The sequence below is a fragment of the Allocatelliglobosispora scoriae genome (assembly GCF_014204945.1).
GTDB lineage: Bacteria > Actinomycetota > Actinomycetes > Mycobacteriales > Micromonosporaceae > Allocatelliglobosispora > Allocatelliglobosispora scoriae.
On the sequence record NZ_JACHMN010000002.1, the window covers coordinates 1301104 to 1319587 of the forward strand.

Here is an 18484-nt window from a genome sequence, read left to right on the forward strand (position 1 = left end):
GCAGGCACGGCGGCACGGCGGAGCGGAGGATGCGCACGGCGGACTCGCGTACCGAGCTGCATGTGATCTTGTTTTCTTCCCGCGACGGCTATGAGGCGTTCCTGGTGGACCCGGCACGGTTGGCCTTGCGCGCCGAACTCGGCGACGCGGCCCCCGACCGCCCGGGTCCACGAAATGTGGGACGTCTAGACCGGTCCCCAGAGCCAGTTGCCCGGCGCGTCGGGGTCGGCACCCCGGTAATACTCCTCCGCCGCGACGACGAGCTCGTCGACCGTGAGCTCGCCGGACCCGTCGGAGTCCAACCGCTGGAACGCCGCGTCGATCGCCGCGTCAGCCGTGCCGAAGGCCCGCTGCAGCGCGTGGAACTCGGCGGGCCGTAGCGTGCCGTCGCCGTCGGTGTCGGCGAGGTGGAAGACCGCGCGGGCGGCGGGCCGGAAGTTGGCGAGGTAGCCGTCGGGGCTGTCGATGAAGGCTCCGGCCATCCCCTCGCGCCACTCGACCGGGTCGATCCTGCGATCGCCGTCGAGGTCGAGGTTGGCGAGCAGGGCCTGCCACAGCTGCTCGAACGCGCTGACGACCTCCGCGCCGCGCGGCGTCGTCGGCGACTGCCCGAAGGCGCTGGTGATCCGGGTGGCGAGCGCGATCCAGTCCTCCCACTCGATCGCACCGTCGCGATCGACGTCGAGGTGGCCGAAGGCCTGGTCGAGTTTACGCTCCTGGAGGATAGTAAGCACGGTTTCACCCCTTATACGATGAGTTTTATGAATCGTCCCATATTGCTCACGGGCGCAACAGGTTTCCTCGGCAGCAGGCTCTGCCACAGCCTGCTGATAGCCCAGCCGGGTGACATCCATTGCCTCGTTCGTGGCCGCACTCCCGCCGGCGGCGAGCGGCGCCTGCACGCCCGGCTCGACATCCCCGACGAGCTGCGGCACCGGATAGTCGTCGTCCCCGGCGACGTACGCCTGCCGCGCCTCGGTCTCTCCGAAGTGGACTTCAGGGAGCTGGCCGCGACGGTCGGAGCGGTCTACCACTGCGCCGCCTCCGTCAACCTCGCCGCCGACTACGAACGGCTCGCCCCGGCCAACGTCGAGGGCAGCCGCAACGTGCTCGCCCTGGCCCAGCGGGGTGAGCACCACCTGCACTACGTCTCGACACTCGGCGTCTTCCTCGCCGGTCGGGCGGTCGGCCTGCCCAAGGTCACCGAGGACACCGAGCCGAGCTGGGAGTCGGCCGGTGAGATCGGCTACTGCCGCACCAAGCTCGTCGCCGAACGGGAGCTCCTCGCGAGCGGCGTCCCGCTGACGATCTACCGTCCGGGGCTGGTCACGGGCGACACGCGTACCGGCGAGTGCTCCGGCAGCGACGTCGTCGCCCGCATCATCCGCGCCGCCGCGGCCCTGCGTGCGGCACCCGAGACGACGGGCGAGGTCTGCGTCGGCAGCGTCGACTTCACCGCCCGGGCCATCGCCGCGTTGTCGCTGCGCCCCGACGCCGCCGGGCGGACCCATCACCCGGTGGAGGAGCAGGCTTTCCCGATGTCGCGACTCTTCGACCACCTGGCGACCGCCCGCGAACCGCTGGAGCGGGTCGACGTCGGCGGGTGGCACCGGAGGCTCACCGAGGCACCCGACAGTTCGGCGGCGTTCGTGCTGCTCGCGGTCTGGCGGGCGGCCCGGCACCTGCTCGCCGAGACCGAGATCGCCGCGTCACCCGCCTTCGACGTCACGCAGACGCGCACCGTGCTCGCCGACGAGGGCGTCGACACCTCGGTGCTGGACGAGCCCTACTTCCACCGCATGATCCGGCGGATCATCACGCCGTGACCGCCGCCGCCCGGCGCGCCGCGACCTCCTCGATCGTCACCGCCCACAGCCGCAGCCCGAGCGCGACGAGCCCGAGCAGGAAGGCGCTGATGAGACCCCAGACGACCCGGTCCTGCATCGTCCGGCCCGGCCCGGCGTCACCGGTGACCATCACCTGCATCGAGGTGAGCAGCATGATCAGCATCAGGCCGAGATCGACGTAGAAGCCGACCCGGACCAGCCGCGCGGTCCAGCGCCGGAACGGGTAGGCGAGCACCAGCCGCCGCCCCAGCGACTCCGGGCGCAGGTCCGTGCTCGCGGCCTGCTGCCCGCCGAACGCCTCGGCCGCGGTGTCGAGCCAGGTCAGCACCCTCGACGCGTCGGCCTGCAGGGTCTCGGGCGACGACGGCACGCTCTGCCGCGCCTGCCACCACTCGTTGGCGAGCGCGACCCGGCGGCCGGCGTCCTCCATCTGCAGCTTGCGGCGTCCGGTCTTGGACCGGTCCCGCAGCAGGATGCCGACGGCGCCCAGCACCGCGGTGAGCACCGGCACCAGCACGGCGCCGAGAATGGTCGCGATCTCCGGTCCGGCGAGCATGCGCCACAGCATGCCAGCACCGACCGGACGAGGCCAACGCGATCCGGTCCTAGCAGTGGTGGTTGACGTGATCGGCCCTGTTCGGTTGGGGGACAAGGCGAATGCCCCGCTTGGTCACACTCAGCGAGAACAGCAGCTCATCGCCGGCGTGGCCGCCGGATCCCCTGTGGTCCAAGAAGTCGACCGAGCCGCTGCTCACGTTGTAGTAAACGGAACTTATGTGATCGCCCCAGCCCCACAGATAGAGGTCAGACCACCCACAATCGGAGAGCTTGCCGCGGACTCCGCGATAGTCCGGTTCGCTGTAGAAGCAGAACCAACCGGCCGGGCAGTCTGCGGACAGGCCCGACGACGATGAGGGCTCGTCCAAGGTCACCACCAGCTTTCCGTCACCATAGCTGGCCTCGGTGGGGCTGATCTGTGTGCCGCCGGGATGATCGGCGAGCAGCTGCTCCATCCGCGACTGCGTGGCCGACGCCGCCAGCACGCCCTGGTCGGGGCGCAGGCCCACCCGACCGACCAGGACCATCATGCCGATGGCAAGGATGCAGGCCAGCGCAGGGACGAGGATGGCCCGCCGTCCGCTGCTCGGGTCGACATGACCGGTTCGCTCATCCGCGGCGGGGACATCGCCTGCGCGGAGGAGTTCGACGAGTCCCGCATCCGTGTCGAGCTGGGCGGCGACAGCCGCACGGAGGTCGGCGTGTTGGACACGGAGCAGGAGTTCCCGCAGCCCCGCCTCCATGTCCAGGAAGGCGGCGACCTCGCCGATCTCCGGCAGAGATGAGTCGGCAGCGGCGTCTCGCATCACACGCCCCCCTGCTCGGACAGGTACGTCAGAGCCTTGCGCGCCTTCAGCAGGTTGCTGCGCACCGCTTCCCGCGTTATCCCGAGTTCCACGGCGATCTCCGACGGGCTGAATCCATCGTAGGTCCACGCCATCACCTGACGCTGCCGGGCGGGGAGTTCGCGCAGCTGACGCAGCACCTCGTTGGTCTGCTCCCAGTGCTCGAACGCCGCTTCGTCGACCATCAACGCAGTCCTCGACACCCCGACCGCACGCGGCTCCACCCGGCTCAGCAAGCGCCCGAACTCGCGTGAGGCCACCCGTCGCAGCCAGGCACGCCGGTTGGTGATGTCCTGCCAGGCCCGGGAGGCGGCGAACATGGTTTCCTGCACCAGATCGGGTACGTCGTTGCTCCGCGCGCCGAGGTAGAGGAGAAACGTCGCCAACCCGGGAGCCTCGGCTCGATAGAAGTCGGCGAAAGCCTCATCCACACCGCGAGAAGCATGATCGGCGGCGGGCGTCTCCGGGCGACGGCCCCATCCGAGCACGGATCGGGTCACCGGGCTTCCCGGCCATGTCCGCCACCGATGATCAGCGTCAGGCAGCTCCCGTCGGGAGACGCGCGCTGGACCACGGTTCCGGTCGGCAGCGTCGACGAGCAGCGGAGCAGAACCGCCAGATCCGCATCGTTCCTGTCGCCGCTCCCCCGACGCCTTCGCGGCAGTCGCCCGACTGACTGCGCGATCAGGCGGCCGGCGGCCGCCACCACGGCGACGAATATCGGGTCCACGACGGACTCCCTCCACATCGGTGTCACCTACCTAGTGGAGGAGAAGCGTTCCGGCGTGAACTCGTGGCCGGATCAGTTTCGGCGGGCTCCCGCGGCGAGCCGCTCGTCGAGGTCGTCCTCGGTCGGGCAGAACCACAGCTGCCGGCCCCGGTTGGTCTCGTAGACGAAGTCGCGCAGCGCGGTGCTCACCGTGGTGAAGGCGCTGATGTCGCCGACGATCGCGAGCCGCAGGTGGTAGTTGACGAACTTCTGCGCGATCCCCCCGGCCACCCCGGTGCTCAGCGTGAAGAAGTCCTCCGCGAGCCGCTCGACGGGGATGACGACCAGCTCGGCCTCGTGCTGAAAGGCGGTGCCGATGACATCGACCGCGTCACGCTCATCGCGCAGCTCCGGGCCGTCCACCGCACAGATCAGGGTGGGTACGCCATGCCGATGCACAAGGATGTCAGTGGTCATGCCCGGTGATCCTACTGCCCGTACCGTCCCGAGCCGATCGATTTTCGTGCGCACCTCGCTCCGGTCCAAGCCCCACGATCGCCGCAACTCTTGAAGAGTTGGTCCTAAAACCCGTTAGGACCAACTCTTCAAGAGTTGCGGCGATCGTGGGTGCCGATGCGGAGCGTGTAGAGGAACGAACCCAGCGCGACCAGCGCCAGCAGCAGCAGACCGATCCGGTAGGAGTCCGTCCAGCCGTAGACCGCGCCCATCACCAGCGGCGGCACGAACCCGCCCAGCCCGCCGACCGCGCCCACGATCCCGGTCACCGACCCGACCGTCGCCTTCGGCGTGACCTGCGCCAGCAGCGCGAAGACCGCTCCCGCCCCCGCTCCCAGCACCGCCGCCATCACCAGGAACGACACCGTCGCCCACGGATACAGCACGGGCTGGAACGACTGCACCAGCGCCATCACCGCGAGCACCGCGAGGCACACGGCGAGCACCTTCGCCGGCCCGATCCGGTCCGACAGCCACCCGCCCGGCGGCCGGAACACGACGGCGACGAGCGTGAACCCGGCCGCCTTCAGTGACGCGTCGGGCTGCGCCAACCCGTAGGCGGTCTGCAGGTAGGTGACGAGGTAGACGGCGAAGGCGACGTAGCCGCCGAACGTGACGGCATAGAGCCCGGCGAGCGGCCACGTCATCGACTGCCGGGACGCCTCGGCGAAGCGATGCGCGAAGGAGGTGGTCGGCACCGTCCGCCCCGGCGGGTCGCGCAGCAGCGCCATCAGCAGCAGTCCATAGAGGACGAGCACCGCCGCCACCAGGTAGAACTGGGCGTTGTCTCCGTAGTGCTTGCGCATCGGCGCGGTGAGGACCGCCGCGATCGCGGTGCCGCCCATGCCCATGCCGACGACGCCGAGGGCGAATCCGCGCTTGGCGGGCGGGAACCACGCGTTGGCGTGCGGCACCGACGCGGCGAAGGGCGTGCCGCCGAGGCCGAGGAAGAAGCCGACGACGAGCAGCCCGGCATAGGAGGAGCCGACGAGCGAGAGCGCGAGCACGGGCAGCACGGTGAGGAAGGTGATCGCGGGGAGCACCACCCGGGCGCCGAGCTTGTCGGTGAGCGCGCCGACCGGGATCCGGCCGAGCGAGCCGACGAGCACCGGTACGGCGACCAGCACCGACTGCTGCACCGCCGAGAGCCCGAGGACCTGCTTGTAATGAGCGCTCGACGGCGAGATCAGTCCCCATGCCCACGAGTTGAGCAGGAACGCCACGGCTGCGAGGACCAGGTTGCGATAGGCACCCGGCGCCACCCGGTCGGCGGGAGTGGTCATCGGTCCCTCCGCTGCCCGGCCCGCCAGACGACCAGCGCTAGCGAGAACGACACGACCTCGAAGCCCGCGATCCACCAGGCGATCCTGGTGTCGCCGCGCATCCACGCGTTGAGGCCGACCGTCAGGCCCCAGAGTTGCCCGACCAGGATGCTGAGGACGACGGCGAGGCGGGCGGTGAGCATCGACGACCGGTCGGGGTCGCTGTCGGCTCCGGCGCCGGGACCCGGTCCGGTGCTGCGGACGCGCGGGTCGGCGTACCCACTGGTGGGTCTGATCTCGGGGTAGCGGTCGTGAGTGGACATCTCACGCCTGACCCGAGCGCTGCGTGCCGATGGCGTAGATGCCGTCGGCACGCTCTTCCAGCAGCACCTTCGGCAGCGGCCGGGGCGGTGGACCGGCGGTGACCGCGCCCGTCCGCGCGTCGAAGACGCCCTCGTGGCAGGGGCAGAGCAGCTCGCCCTCGGTGCCGCGGTCGGCCCGCCACAGCACCGCGCAGGCGAGGTGCGTGCAGACGGAGGAGTAGGCGACGAGGGTCCCGTCGCGCAGCCGGATCGCGGTGGCCCGGTCGGCGTCGCCGGGGTAGGTGAAGGTGACCGACTCCCCCGGCGCGAGCCGCTCGGCGACGAGCTTCGCGGGTGCCGTGCCGTCGCCGTGCCGGTGGAAGAGCCCGCCCGCGATGGCGACGCTGCCGACGGCGAGCCCGCCCGAGACGGTGACGGCGATGCGGAGGTAGTCGCGGCGGCTGGTCAGCGAGTCGGCGCTGATCCGGTCGGCGTCGAAGTCGACGGTCACAGCGGCTCCCCCAGGACGTTGGGCTGCTCGTGGCCGCACCCGCCGGGGACGGGCAGGTCGCCGCGGTCGCGCGGCACGATGACGGCGACGCCGGTGGTGACGATCGTGCCGTCGAAGTCGAAGGTGTTGGCGACCGCGACGTTGGGCCGGTCGGCGAGGAGCTCGTCCATCGTGCCGTAGAAGAGCGCGCCGGTCGGGCAGACGGTCGCGCACATCGGCGCGAGCCCGGCCGAGGTCCGGTCGTAGCACAGGTTGCATTTGAACTGGAGCTTCGCGGCGAGGTCTATCTTGGGTACGCCCATCGGGCACGCGCTGACACAGTTGCCGCACCCGATGCACCGGCTCTTGTCGGCGTCGTGCACCACCCCGTCCGGCGTCACCAGGATCGCCTCGGCCGGGCAGACCTGGGCGCAGGGCGCGACGGGGTCCTCGCAGTGCATGCAGACCGTCGGCATCGAGGCGGCGCTGATCCCCTCCTCCAGGTAGTCGAGGTGGATCATCGATTTGCCCCGGTGCGAGTCGCACTCGCGGCACCCGGCCACGCAGGCCTGACAGCCGATGCAGCGACCCGGATCGATGAATAGCGTTCGTCCCATCATCGCTCCGACGTGCCCCTTCCCTGTGGTGAGGTGGGCGGCAGCGGATCGAGCCGCGAGACCTGGCTGGCGGCGTAGGTCGTCCGCCCCGGCGGCACCGGTGGTGCCGGGGTGTCGACGACGTGCTCGGCGCGTTCGAGCCGGCAGGCGCAGACCTTGTACTCCGGGATCTTGGAACGCGGGTCGAGGGCGTCGATCGTGAGCACGTTGGCGGCGACCGGGAACGGCCAGTGGTAGGGCACGAAGACCGTGTCGGCGCGGATCGCCTCGGTGACGAGCGCCGGGAAGACGGCGCTGCCCCGGCGCGTGACCACCCGGACCGGATCGCCGGAGGTGAAGCCGTGCGACGGGTGCACCTCGACCCACGGCCGGGGGGTCTGCTCGACGAGGCCGCCCAGGCGCCGGGTCTGGTTGCCGGAGAGGAAGTGGGCGACGGTCCGCCCGGTGGTGAGTGTCATGGCGAAGTCGTCGTCGTACGGGTCGGCGGGCGGGTGCCACTCGACGGTCTGCAGGTGCACCTTGCCGTCGGCGTGGTAGGTCCGGCCGCCCTCGAAGAGCCGGGGTGTGCCCGGGTGGTCCGTCGACGGGCACGGCCAGGCGATCCCGCCGGTCTCGTCGAGCCGGTCGTAGGTGATGCCGAAGTAGTCGTTGACCGTCCCCCGCGAGGCGATCCGCAGCTCCTCGAAGACGTCCGCCGAGGAGGTGAAGGCGAACTTGTCCCCGACGCCGAGCCGTTTCGCCAGCTCGCACATGACCCAGGTGTCGGTGCGTACCCCCGGCGGCGGCTCCTGCGCCTTGCGGTGCCGGACGACCCGGGCTTCGGCGTTCGCCATCACACCGTCGTCCTCGGCCCAGGTGGTGATCGGGAAGACGACGTGGGCGTTGGCGGCGGTCTCCGACAGGAAGAAGTCGGCCTGCGCGTGGAACTCCAGCGCGTCGTAGCCGGCCTTGACCACGGCGTGGTTGGGCAGCGAGACGAAGGGGTTGTTGCAGATGCCGACGAGTCCCCGGATCTCCCCGGCGCTCATCTGGTGCACCATCTCCATCATCGACGTGCCGGCCTGCGGCAATTCGGCTTCGTCGATGCCCCAGATCGCGGCGATCTGCGCCCGGTGCGCCGGGTCGTTGATGCTGCGCCCGCCGGGCAGCATGTCGGACTTCTGGCCGTGCTCCCGGCCGCCCTGCCCGTTGCCCTGGCCGGTGATGGTGCCGTAGCCCGCACCGGGCTTGCCGATGTTGCCGGTCGCGACGCAGAGGTTGATCACCGACAGGCAGTTCTCGACGCCCTGGGTGTGGTGCTCGATGCCGCGCGCGTGCCAGGCCATCACGTTGCGCGCGGTGGCGAAGATCCGGGCCACCTGCTCGACCTGCTCGGCCGGGATGCCGCAGATCTCGGCGGCCCGTGCGGGCGGATAGGCCGCGACGGTCTGCGCGACCTCGGCCCAGCCGGTCGTGTGGGCGGCGATGAAGTCCAGGTCGGCGAGGCCGTCGCGGATCACCACGTGCAGCACCGCGTTGAAGAAGGCCGAGTCGGTGCCCGAGCGCAGCGCGACGTGCACGTCGGCGGTCCGGGCGATGCTCGTCTCGCGCGGGTCGACGACGATCAGCTTCGCGCCCCGGTCCCGGGCGCCCCAGAGGTACTGGGTCATCACCGGGAAGCACTCGCCGACGTTGGAGCCCGCGATGAGCAGGCAGTCGGTGAGCAGGATGTCCGAGAACGGGTTCCCGGCCCGGTCGATGCCGAAGGAGAGCTTGTTGGCACCTGCCGCGCTCACCATGCACAGGCGCCCGTTGTAATCCACGTGCCGGGTCTTCAGCGCGACCCGGGCCAGCTTGCCGACGAGGTAGGTCTTCTCGCTGAAGAGGCTCGCCCCGCCGAGCAGGCCGAACGCGTCACGGCCGTGCTCGGCCTGAATGCGCTGGATCTCGGTCGCGGTCACGTCCAGCACCTGCTCCCAGCTCGCCGGGCGCAGGTCGTCGGTGCGCGAGCGCCGCAGCAGCGGCGCGGTCAGGCGGTCGGGATGATTCACCTGTTGGTACGCGTTGAGGCCCTTCGGGCACAGCCGCATCCGGTTGATGTCGTGGTTGCGCGGCTCGACCCCGAAGACCTTCCCCTCGCGGACCCGCAGGTACATCCCGCACTGCACGCCGCAGAAGCAGCAGTGCGTCGGCACGAGGGTCTCGTCGCCGACGAGGGCGCGCCACTGGTCGGCGGGGAGCCCGCCGGCGTCGCGGAAGCTCCTCGTCCCCGGCGGGGAGATGATCGGACCCAGCGGGATGCTCACTGCTAGAAGCCTCGCTTCACGTCGGAGAGGTAGGCCCGGCCGCGCTGGCGGCGCTTGCACCGGGGGCAGGTCTCGGCCCACTCGTCGAAGCCGAGGTGCAGGTCACGCATGGTCTCGCGCAGGTTGGCGACGTAGGCGGCGGAATCGATCGGCTCCCCGCAGACCCGGCAGCCCTTCAGCTCCCCGGCAATCTCCGGCGCGCCCCGCGGGGCTCGGTCGCTGCGCTCCCTCACTCCTCGTGCCAGCGCTGTGTACTTGAACAGCTGCATCCCCACCGCCGCAGGCCGCTGCACGATGTGGAAGAACTTGCCGAAGGGCAGGTAGAGCAGCGTGAAGACGACCGAGACCATGTGCAGGATCGCGAGGAACTCGTAGCCGCCGCCGTGCAGCAGCACGCTGGAGAAGGTGAGCAGCAGCCCGGTCACCGAGACGACGATGAGGGCGAGCAGCGGCATCAGGTCGTAGCCGAAGCGCTGCCCGGTGATCGCCTCCCGGTCGGTGAGCCGCCGCCGCAGGAAATACCCGGCACCCGCGATGACCAGCACCGCCGCGATGTCGAGCCCGTGAAAGGTGAGCCACCCCAGGACCGAGAGCCCGTCGAAGGTGACGAGCGGGAAGCCCCAGATGTTCATCGTGTAGCCGGGTCCGCTGCCGGTCGGCGAGGTGAAGGTGAACCAGCCCCAGGTGAGCGGGAAGGTGATCGCGGCGGCGAGCAGGCAGCCCCAGAACATGAGCTGGTGCGCGGCCCACCGGGCATGCGATCGCGCCCCGAGGAACTTCTGGAACCCCAGATAGGTGGCGGCCATCCGGGGCAGCGCGGTCGGCGCCCGCCGGAAGTTGCGCCACGACAGCGCCGCGCCCCAGCCCTTGACGAACAGCCGCTTCGCCGCGGGCTCGGAGACCCAGACGGTGTAGCGGTAGGCGATCCCGAAGGTGAGGAAGATCGTGGCGACCGCGTAGGGAACGAGCGCTGAGTCGAAGTTGCGCAGCCCTCGGCTGCCGAGGTAGATCGCCGCGCAGAGCAGCACGGCAGCACCGATGCCCACCCCCGTGGCTTTTCGCTTCACGGACGAATCATGCCAAAAAACCTATTCGGGACATGTCGTAAACGCCGGAGATCGTGTCGGTGCCGTTTGACCGCTAGATCACCCGGGTACTGCGAGAGTGTCTACAGGCCCGAGCGGCCACGAAAGGAGACGACCATGTTCACCGAAACGCACGCGTTCAGCGGATTCTCGGTCGACGACGTAGCGACGGCGAAGAAGTTCTACGGCGACGTCCTCGGCCTGCGGGTCTCCGAGGCCAACGGCATGCTGAGCCTGCACCTGGCCGGCGGCGGCGAGGTCCTCGTCTACCCCAAGGACGACCACACGCCGGCGAGCTTCACGATCCTCAACTTCCCGGTCGAGGACATCGACGCCGCCGTCGACCACCTCGTCGGCCAGGGCGTCGAGATGATCCGCTACGAGGGCTTCCACCAGGACGCCAAGGGCATCGCCCGCGGCAGCGGCCAGGGCAGCGGACCGGACATCGCGTGGTTCACCGACCCGTCCGGCAACGTGCTCTCCGTGCTGCACGGCAAGTAACAACCGGCGTCGGGCGCAAGCATGCAAGTGCTTGCACCCGACGCCTAGGTTTTTGCGCACAATCCGGTAGGCTGACCGGCGTGACGACGAGACTCTCGACCGTGGCCAAGTTCGCCGGCGTCAGCGAGGCGACCGTCAGCCGCGTCCTCTACGGCAAGCCGGGCGTCTCCCAGGCCACCCGCGACACGGTGCTGACCGCGCTGGACGTCTTCGGCTTCCCGAGGCCCGACCCCGTCCGCACCGACCGGGCCCGCCTGATCGGCCTGGTCCTGCCCGATCTGCAGAACCCCGTCTTCCCCGCCTTCGCCGACCTGATCGGCGCCACCCTGATCCAGCGCGGGCTCATCCCGGCGCTGTGCACCCGCACGTCCGACGGGGTCTCGGAGTCGCACTACATCGAGATGCTCCTCGCGCAGCAGGTCGGCGGCATCATCTTCGTCGGCGGCAGCTACGCCGACGCCGGGCCCGAGCAGTGCCGCCAGCTCGACGAGCGCAAGCTGCCGATAGTGCTGATCAACGCGGCCGATGAGAACCTCGGCGTCCCCCGGGTCTGCGTCGACGACACCCAGGCGGTCGCGCAGGCGATGGCGCACCTCACCGGCATGGGCCACCAGCGCATCGGCCTGGTGCTGGGCCCGGTCGGGCACGTGCCGTCGGCCCGCAAGCTGGCCGGCTTCGCCCGGTTCTGGGAGAGCCGGGGCGAGAGCCGCTGGCGGCGCTGGGTGGACCACACCGTCTTCTCCGTCGAGGGCGGCCGGGTCTCCGCCCACCGCCTGCTCGCGGAGGGTGTCACCGCCCTGGTGTGCGGCAGTGACGCCCTCGCGCTCGGTGCGATCCGGGCCGTCCGCAAGCAGGGGCTCACCGTGCCCGGCGATGTCTCGGTCGTCGGTTTCGACGACTCCGCCTACATGGGCGTGACGGATCCGCCGCTGACGACGGTGCGCCAACCGATCAAGACGATGGCGATGGCGGCGGTATCCTCGCTGCTGGCGCAGCTGGAGGGGCGCACCGTCTCGCGTGACGAGGTGCTCTTCGACCCGGAGCTGATCGTGCGGGGCTCGACGGGTCCCTGCCGCGTCACCGCCGCTGACCTGGCGTAACACCGAATGTAGTGGAATTGCGGTTCTACGCAAGCGCGCGACAACCTCGTTATCAAGTTTTTGCGTTATCCCATGGACTTCCTCGCATCCGTGGGCCTATCCTTCTGCCTACGCCGCGAAGTACTTAACCCCCACGCGATGCGGCGGCAACGCGCAATTAACAACCGCGGCGTACGGCGCCAGCGGTCGAACCGGGCTGCCCGTGGCCCGGTGCTTGCATACAGAAGGGATCGGATACCGATGGACCGACGTACGTTCGGCAAATCAGCAGCCGCGCTGCTGATCGCCGGCTCGGCATTGCTCACCGCCGCCTGCGGCACCGACGAGGACAAGACCGCAGCGGGCGGTCCGGTGACCCTGGTCGTCAACGGCCTCCCGCCGTCGACCGACGCGGTGAACCGGGCCAACTTCGAGGCCGACGTCAAGGCGTTCGAGGCGAAGTACCCGAACATCAAGATCAGTGCCAAAGAGGGTTTCATGGACCCGCAGACCTTCAGCACCAAGCTGGCGGGCGGGCAGCTCGAGGACGTGTTCTACGTCTACTTCACCGACCCGCAGGCGCTGATCGCCAAGAAGCAGGTCAGCGACATCTCCTCCTACCTCGGTGACTTCCCGGTCATCAAGGACGTCAAGCCCTCGCTCATGAAGGTCTTCTCCGGCCCGGACGGCAAGGTCTACGGCCTCCCCTCGGCCAACTACTCCCTCGGCCTCGTCTACAGCCGCACGCTGTTCACCAAGGCCGGTCTCGACCCGAACAGCCCGCCCAAGACCTGGGAAGAGGTCCGGGAGTACGCCAAGAAGATCGCCGCCCTCGGCACCGGGTACGTCGGCTACGGCGACTACAGCAAGAGCAACACCGGTGGCTGGCACTTCACCGCCGAGACCTACTCCGTGGGTGGCGACATCGCGGTGAAGGACGGCGACACCTGGAAGGCCGCCTTCAACAACGACAAGGGCAAGCAGGTCCTCCAGCAGCTCAAGGACATGCGCTGGACGGACAACACGATGGGCCAGCGCCAGCTGCTCGAGTGGGCCGACCTGCTGCAGATGATGGCCGGCGGCAAGCTCGGCATGTACGTCGGCTCGGGCGACAACCTGCCCGCGATCGTCAACCAGTTCAAGGGCAAGTACGAGGACCTGGGCCTCGGCGCCATCCCCGGCGGTCAGGCGACCCTCGGCGGCGGCGACGGCTACATGTTCAAGGCCGGCCTCAGCGCTGAGAAGATCAAGGCCGGTCTGACCTGGCTGACCTTCAAGTCGGTCAACCCCGACCGGATCGACGCCGACAACGCCAAGGCCGCCGCCGCCAAGCAGCCCGTGGGTGCGCCGGAGCCGAACATCTGGACCGGCGCGTCGGAGCAGAAGCTCATCGACGCCACCAAGAAGCACGCCAACATCCCGTCGGAGAACTTCGCCCCGTTCGTGACCGGCAGCGCCTCGATCCAGCTCAAGCTCGAGCCGCCGCTGGCCCAGCAGGTCTACGCCGTGCTCGACACCGTGATGCAGAAGGTCCTCACCGACAAGAACGCCGACATCGACGCCCTGCTCGCCGCTGCTGAGAAGCAGGTCAACCAGGTTCTCGCAGCCGCGAAGTAGTCAGGCCGGTCCCGGGCCGCTCCACCGCCTCGTGTCGGCCCGGGACCACACCTCTCGCGGGATTCACCCGCACCCTGTCGCACCACATCCGCACTCGGGCCGATCCGCTCCGGCCGGAGTGCCGGGTGCTGCTCGAAAACTCCCTGCACCGTCCCGCTCCCCCGCAGCGAAGGAGTACACCATGCACCTCGCCGTTAGATCCCGGGTCCGCGCCCGCTTCACGGCCGCCTTGGCCGCCGCAGCCGTGACCGTCGCGGCCGCCGCCTGGGCCGCCCTGCCCGCCGAGGCCGCCACCACCACCTACCAGGCCGAGAGCGCCGCCCGCGCCGGTGGCACCGTGGTCGCCACCGACCACACCGGATACACCGGCACCGGCTTCGTCGGCGGATACACCGACGGCAACAAGGGCAACGCCAACCTGACCTTCACGGTCAACGCGGCCGGGGCAGGCGGTTACGACCTGTCGCTGCGCTACGCCAACGGCACCGGTTCGCAGATGTCGCTCTCGCTCTACGTCAACGGCACCAAGATCCGTCAGACCACCCTGCCGGCCACGGCGAACTGGGACACCTGGGGCACCCGGGTCGAGACGGTGACGCTGGCCAACGGGAACAGCTCGGTGGCGTACAAATTCGATGCCTCTGATTCCGGCAACGTCAACCTGGACTCGCTGACGGTGAGCAACGTCGCGGCTCCGCCTGCGGGCACGCTGCAGGCCGAGTCGGCCGCGCTGACCGGCGGCACCGGCGTCGCCACGGACCACAGTGGATACAACGGGTCCGGCTTCGTCGGCGGATACACCGACGGCAACAAGGGCAACGCGAACACGACCTTCACCACCAGCGTGACCTACGCGGGCAGCGCCACGGTGACGATCCGCTACGCCAACGGCACCGGCGCGCAGATGTCGCTGTCCCTCTACGCCAACGGCACCAAGATCGGCCAGACCCTGCTCCCGGCGACCGCCAACTGGGACACCTGGGGCACGAAGGCCGAGACGGTCCCCCTCAACGCGGGCAGCAACACGATCGCGCTGAAGTTCGACACGACCGACTCCGGCAACATCAACCTCGACCAGATCACGGTCGCGGGCGCCGCCTCCCCCGCGCCCACCACCAGCCCGTCCACGCCGCCGGTGACCACCGGCTTCGAACTGGAGGGCGGCCACCTCTCCGGCGGGGCGTCCACCGCCACCTCCACCGGCGGTTACACCGGCACCGGTTACGCCACCGGCTTCACCGCCGTCGGGTCGCGGGTCATCCGCACCGTGAACGTCACGGCCGCGGGCAACGCGACGACCACGCTGCGGTACGCCAACAGCAGCGGCTCGGCCAAGCAGCTCAGCGTCTATGTCAACGGGCTCAAGTCCGGCACGATCGCGCTGCCGGCCGGGTCGGGCTGGCTCACCGCCACTCAGACCCTCGCGCTGCGGTCGGGCGTCAACATCATCGGCTACCAGTTCGACAGCGGCGACTCCGGCAACGTCTCCCTCGACAACGTGGGTGTCTCGGGTTCCGCGGCGCTCGCCACCCGGGGCGCCACCGTGCCGTTCACGCAGTATGAAGCCGAGAACGGCAGCACCAACGCCAGCGTCGTCGGGCCGAGCCGGGCCTACCTGACCGAGGCGAGCGAAGCCTCCGGCCGCCGGGCGGTCCGCCTCGCGAGCACCGGGCAGTACGTCCAGTTCACGCTCACCAAGCCGGCGAACTCGATCGTCGTGCGCTACTCGATCCCCGACAACGCGGCGGGCACCGGCATCACCGCGCCGCTCGCCTTCTACGCCAACGGCACCAAGGTCCAGGACCTCTCGCTGAGCTCCACCTACAGCTGGGTCTACGGCGCCTACCCCTACAACAACGCGCCCTCGGGCGGCGAGGGGCACCGCTTCTTCGACGACGTACGGGCCACCACGCCGAGCTACCCGGCGGGCACCGTCATCAAGCTGCAGAAGGACGCCTCGTCGACCGCCGCCTACTACACGATCGACCTGATCGAGACCGAGCAGGTCGCGGCGGCGCTCACGGCTCCGGCCGGGTACCTGTCGATCACGTCCTACGGCGCGGTCGCGGGCGACGCAGGGGACGACACCAACGCGTTCAACAGCGCCATCTCGGCGGCTGCGGGCGGCAGCAAGGGCGTCTGGATCCCGAGCGGCACCTTCATCGTCAACGCGCGGATCAACCTCGCCGGTGTCGCCGTCCGCGGTGCGGGCACCTGGTACAGCGTCGTCAAGGGCACCAACGGCAAGGGCGGGTTCTTCGCCACCGGCTCCAACACGACGCTCGCCGATTTCACCTTCGCCGGTGACGTCCGCTACCGCGACGACAGCGCCTTCGACACCGCGATCGAGGGCAACTTCGGCACCGGCTCGCTCATCTTCAACGTGTGGATGGAGCACGCCAAGGTCGGCATGTGGATCAGCTCCGGTACCAACGGCCTCTACGGCGTCGCCCTGCGCATCCGCAACACCTTCGCCGACGGCGTCAACCTCAACGACAACGTCGTCAACACCCGGATCGACCAGAGCGTGCTGCGCAACACCGGCGACGACGCCCTGGCGATGTGGTCGCACGCGGCGTCGGTGACGAACAGCGCGTTCACCTTCAACACCGCGGTGCTGCCGATGCTCGCCAACCCGGCGGCCATCTACGGCGGCAACGGCAACCGGATCGAGGACAACCTCTTCGCCGATGTCGTCTACGCCGGCTCCGGCATCGCGATCAGCACCTGGCACGAGTCGCAGCCCTTCGCCGGGACGACGCTGGTCTCCCGCAACACGGTGACCCGGGGCAGCGGTTACGAGCGCAACTGGGGCTCGTCGCTCGGCGCGCTGTGGGTCTACGCCGAGGCGCGGGACATCACCACTCCGGTGATCTTCTCGAACATCGACGTCATCGACAGCACCTACCAGGGCATCCTGCTCAGCTATGCCCGCACGATCTCCAACCTGACCTTCGACCACGTCACCGTCAACGGCGCCGGGACATACGGCATCGAGCTCAACGCGGCCGGCAGCGCCACCGTCAACTACGTCACCGTCACCGGCGCCGCCAGCGGCGGGCTGCTCAACAGCACCGGCTACACGCTGATCCGCGGTCCCGGCAACAGCGGCTTCTGACCCCTCACTCCATCGATCAGAGAGCAGGTAACCGTGTCCGAGAACGTGACCCGCGACTGGTGGCGCAACGCGGCCATCTACCAGGTCTACCCGCGTTCCTTCGCCGACGGCAACGGCGACGGGATCGGCGACCTCGCGGGCATCCGCGAACGGCTCGGTTACCTGCACGACCTGGGCATCGACGCCATCTGGTTCAGCCCGTGGTACCCGTCGCCGATGGCCGACGCCGGGTACGACGTGGCCGACTACCGCGACATCGACCCGTCCTTCGGCACCCTCGCCGAGGCGGAGGCGCTGATCGCGGAGGCGCACGCGCTGGGCATCCGGCTCATCGTGGACATCGTGCCCAACCACTGCTCCAACGCGCACGCCTGGTTCGTCGAGGCGCTCGCGTCACCGCCGGGATCACCGGCCCGGGACCGCTTCTGGTTCCGGGCCGGCCGGGGCGAGCACGGTGAGCTTCCCCCCAACGACTGGCGCGCCGACTTCGGCGGCGGCGCGTGGACCCGCCTGCCCGACGGGGAGTGGTACCTGCACCTGTTCTCCCCCGAGCAGCCCGACTTCCAGTGGGACAACGACGACGTACGGGCCGAGTTCCTCAGCATCCTGCGGTTCTGGTTCGACCGGGGCATCGACGGCATCCGGATCGACTCGGCGACGATGTGCGTCAAGGACCCGGCCCTGCCCGAGCTCGGCGGATCCGGACCCCACCCCTATGTGGACCACGACGGCGTACACGACGTCTATCGCTCGTGGCGCGCGGTGGCCGACAGCTACGACGTGCCGCGAGCACTGATCGGCGAGGTCTGGCTCGGGATCCCGGACCGGTTCGCGCGCTACCTGCGCCCCGACGAGATGCACGCCGCGTTCAACTTCGAGTTCCTCGCCGCGCCGCTGACGGCGAAGGCGCTGCGCGCCTGCATCGACGAGACGCTCGCGACCGCCGCGCTCGTCGGCGCGCCGAGCACCTGGGTGCTCTCCAACCACGATGTCACCCGGCACGTCACCCGTTACGGCCGCAGCGAGACCGGGTTCGACCACGGCCTGCGCCGCGAGCGCCACCTCAGCCGCACCGACCGCGACCTCGGCACCCGCCGGGCGCGCGCGGCGGCCCTGCTCACCCTGGCCCTGCCCGGCGGCGTCTACGTCTACCAGGGCGAGGAGCTCGGCCTGCCCGAGGTCGAGGACCTGCCCGACGAGGCCCGCCAGGACCCCAAGTTCCGCCGCACCAACGGCGTCGACCCCGGCCGCGACGGCTGCCGGGTGCCGCTGCCCTGGTCCGGCACACAAGCTCCATTCGGGTTCAGTCCGACCGGCGCGGCGGATCCGTGGCTGCCGCAGCCGTCGGACTGGATCGAGCTGACGGTAGAGGCGCAGCTAGAGAACTCTGGCTCGATGCTGCGCCTCTACCGCTCGGCGCTGGCGATCCGCAGGGGGGAGCCAGGCCTGGGCGACGGCCCGATGGCCTGGCAGGACGCTCCCGAAAACGTCCTGCACTTCACCCGCCCGGGAGGCTTCGCCTGCGTGGTCAACCTCTCCGACGCCCCCGCCGCCCTCCCCCCTCACACAGAGGTCCTCCTCACGAGCGCCCCCCTGACCGCCGGACGCCTGCCCGCCGACGCGGCGGCATGGCTCCGCACCGACCACTGACAA

18 protein-coding genes are annotated in these 18484 nt (G+C 69.8%); 6 read left to right on the forward strand and 12 right to left on the reverse strand.

Annotated features, from left to right (window positions below; genetic code table 11):
• Positions 1 to 185: 185 nt before the first annotated feature.
• Positions 186 to 734 carry an EF-hand domain-containing protein gene (locus F4553_RS42370; protein ID WP_184835298.1) on the reverse strand — a complete coding sequence of 183 codons (549 nt, stop codon included), beginning with the start codon at positions 732 to 734 and terminating at the stop codon, positions 186 to 188.
• A 27-nt stretch (positions 735 to 761) separates the two neighbouring features.
• Between F4553_RS42370 and F4553_RS11570 the strand changes: the two genes are divergently transcribed.
• Positions 762 to 1826, forward strand: a complete 1065-nt coding sequence (locus F4553_RS11570; RefSeq protein WP_184835300.1) for an SDR family oxidoreductase — start codon at positions 762 to 764, stop codon at positions 1824 to 1826.
• On the opposite strand, the gene F4553_RS11575 is transcribed toward F4553_RS11570, so the two are convergent.
• The 11 genes from F4553_RS11575 to F4553_RS11625 all read right to left on the reverse strand — a co-directional run bounded on the left by F4553_RS11575 (position 1816) and on the right by F4553_RS11625 (position 10498).
• A complete protein-coding gene (locus tag F4553_RS11575; protein ID WP_184835302.1) occupies positions 1816 to 2415 on the reverse strand; it encodes a hypothetical protein in 600 nt (199 codons plus the stop codon). The two genes, F4553_RS11570 and F4553_RS11575, sit on opposite strands and share 11 nt — an antisense overlap.
• Before the next feature lie 37 nt (positions 2416 to 2452).
• The gene (locus F4553_RS11580) at positions 2453 to 3211 is read right to left on the reverse strand and encodes a peptidase inhibitor family I36 protein (RefSeq protein ID WP_184835304.1); all 759 of its coding nucleotides are present in this window, start codon (positions 3209 to 3211) and stop codon (positions 2453 to 2455) included.
• Positions 3211 to 3750, reverse strand: a complete 540-nt coding sequence (locus F4553_RS11585) for an RNA polymerase sigma factor (RefSeq protein WP_184835306.1) — start codon at positions 3748 to 3750, stop codon at positions 3211 to 3213. The genes F4553_RS11580 and F4553_RS11585 overlap by 1 nt, the downstream gene beginning before the upstream one ends.
• The gene (locus F4553_RS11590; protein WP_221469858.1) at positions 3747 to 3998 is read right to left on the reverse strand and encodes a hypothetical protein; all 252 of its coding nucleotides are present in this window, start codon (positions 3996 to 3998) and stop codon (positions 3747 to 3749) included. The genes F4553_RS11585 and F4553_RS11590 overlap by 4 nt, the downstream gene beginning before the upstream one ends.
• Before the next feature lie 54 nt (positions 3999 to 4052).
• Entirely contained in the window at positions 4053 to 4436 is a 384-nt protein-coding gene (locus F4553_RS11595; RefSeq protein ID WP_184835310.1) for a DUF4180 domain-containing protein, read from the reverse strand.
• Between the two features lie 128 nt (positions 4437 to 4564).
• Entirely contained in the window at positions 4565 to 5758 is a 1194-nt protein-coding gene (locus tag F4553_RS11600) for an MFS transporter (RefSeq protein ID WP_184835312.1), read from the reverse strand.
• Entirely contained in the window at positions 5755 to 6060 is a 306-nt protein-coding gene (locus F4553_RS11605; RefSeq protein ID WP_184835314.1) for a DUF6755 family protein, read from the reverse strand. Before F4553_RS11605 ends, F4553_RS11600 begins: the two co-directional genes overlap by 4 nt.
• A 1-nt stretch (position 6061) precedes the next feature.
• Positions 6062 to 6550, reverse strand: a complete 489-nt coding sequence (locus tag F4553_RS11610; RefSeq protein WP_221469859.1) for a QcrA and Rieske domain-containing protein — start codon at positions 6548 to 6550, stop codon at positions 6062 to 6064.
• The gene (locus F4553_RS11615; protein ID WP_221469860.1) at positions 6547 to 7146 is read right to left on the reverse strand and encodes a 4Fe-4S dicluster domain-containing protein; all 600 of its coding nucleotides are present in this window, start codon (positions 7144 to 7146) and stop codon (positions 6547 to 6549) included. The genes F4553_RS11610 and F4553_RS11615 overlap by 4 nt, the downstream gene beginning before the upstream one ends.
• Positions 7146 to 9431, reverse strand: coding sequence for a molybdopterin oxidoreductase family protein (locus F4553_RS11620; protein ID WP_221469861.1), 2286 nt, complete (start codon positions 9429 to 9431; stop codon positions 7146 to 7148). The genes F4553_RS11615 and F4553_RS11620 overlap by 1 nt, the downstream gene beginning before the upstream one ends.
• A gap of 2 nt (positions 9432 to 9433) precedes the next feature.
• Positions 9434 to 10498 (reverse strand): hypothetical protein, encoded by a 1065-nt coding sequence (locus F4553_RS11625; RefSeq protein ID WP_221469862.1) that lies wholly within the window; start codon positions 10496 to 10498, stop codon positions 9434 to 9436.
• A 135-nt stretch (positions 10499 to 10633) separates the two neighbouring features.
• On the opposite strand from F4553_RS11625, the gene F4553_RS11630 reads away from it, so the two are divergent.
• From F4553_RS11630 to F4553_RS11650, 5 genes are all read left to right on the forward strand, one after another.
• Complete coding sequence (locus F4553_RS11630) at positions 10634 to 11017, forward strand: VOC family protein (RefSeq protein ID WP_184835320.1); 384 nt, start codon at positions 10634 to 10636, stop codon at positions 11015 to 11017.
• Positions 11018 to 11097: 80 nt separating this feature from the next.
• On the forward strand, positions 11098 to 12117 hold the full coding sequence (locus tag F4553_RS11635) for a LacI family DNA-binding transcriptional regulator (protein WP_184835322.1): 1020 nt from the start codon (positions 11098 to 11100) through the stop codon (positions 12115 to 12117).
• 240 nt (positions 12118 to 12357) lie between these two features.
• The gene (locus tag F4553_RS11640; protein WP_184835324.1) at positions 12358 to 13713 is read left to right on the forward strand and encodes an ABC transporter substrate-binding protein; all 1356 of its coding nucleotides are present in this window, start codon (positions 12358 to 12360) and stop codon (positions 13711 to 13713) included.
• 181 nt (positions 13714 to 13894) lie between these two features.
• Complete coding sequence (locus tag F4553_RS11645) at positions 13895 to 16831, forward strand: CBM35 domain-containing protein (RefSeq protein WP_184835326.1); 2937 nt, start codon at positions 13895 to 13897, stop codon at positions 16829 to 16831.
• 33 nt (positions 16832 to 16864) lie between these two features.
• Positions 16865 to 18481, forward strand: coding sequence for a glycoside hydrolase family 13 protein (locus tag F4553_RS11650; protein ID WP_184835328.1), 1617 nt, complete (start codon positions 16865 to 16867; stop codon positions 18479 to 18481).
• Positions 18482 to 18484: the final 3 nt, after the last annotated feature.

Excerpts from the sequence above, each read along its gene's own strand:
- F4553_RS11570 (WP_184835300.1), top strand. The coding sequence starts at position 762 with ATGAATCGTCCCATATTGCTCACGGGCGCAACAGGTTTCCTCGGCAGC.
- F4553_RS11575 (WP_184835302.1), bottom strand. The coding sequence starts at position 2,415 with ATGCTGTGGCGCATGCTCGCCGGACCGGAGATCGCGACCATTCTCGGC.
- F4553_RS11580 (WP_184835304.1), bottom strand. The coding sequence starts at position 3,211 with ATGCGAGACGCCGCTGCCGACTCATCTCTGCCGGAGATCGGCGAGGTC.
- F4553_RS11590 (WP_221469858.1), bottom strand. The coding sequence starts at position 3,998 with ATGTGGAGGGAGTCCGTCGTGGACCCGATATTCGTCGCCGTGGTGGCG.
- F4553_RS11595 (WP_184835310.1), bottom strand. The coding sequence starts at position 4,436 with ATGACCACTGACATCCTTGTGCATCGGCATGGCGTACCCACCCTGATC.
- F4553_RS11600 (WP_184835312.1), bottom strand. The coding sequence starts at position 5,758 with ATGACCACTCCCGCCGACCGGGTGGCGCCGGGTGCCTATCGCAACCTG.
- F4553_RS11605 (WP_184835314.1), bottom strand. The coding sequence starts at position 6,060 with ATGTCCACTCACGACCGCTACCCCGAGATCAGACCCACCAGTGGGTAC.
- F4553_RS11615 (WP_221469860.1), bottom strand. The coding sequence starts at position 7,146 with ATGGGACGAACGCTATTCATCGATCCGGGTCGCTGCATCGGCTGTCAG.
- F4553_RS11630 (WP_184835320.1), top strand. The coding sequence starts at position 10,634 with ATGTTCACCGAAACGCACGCGTTCAGCGGATTCTCGGTCGACGACGTA.
- F4553_RS11640 (WP_184835324.1), top strand. The coding sequence starts at position 12,358 with ATGGACCGACGTACGTTCGGCAAATCAGCAGCCGCGCTGCTGATCGCC.
- F4553_RS11645 (WP_184835326.1), top strand. The coding sequence starts at position 13,895 with ATGCACCTCGCCGTTAGATCCCGGGTCCGCGCCCGCTTCACGGCCGCC.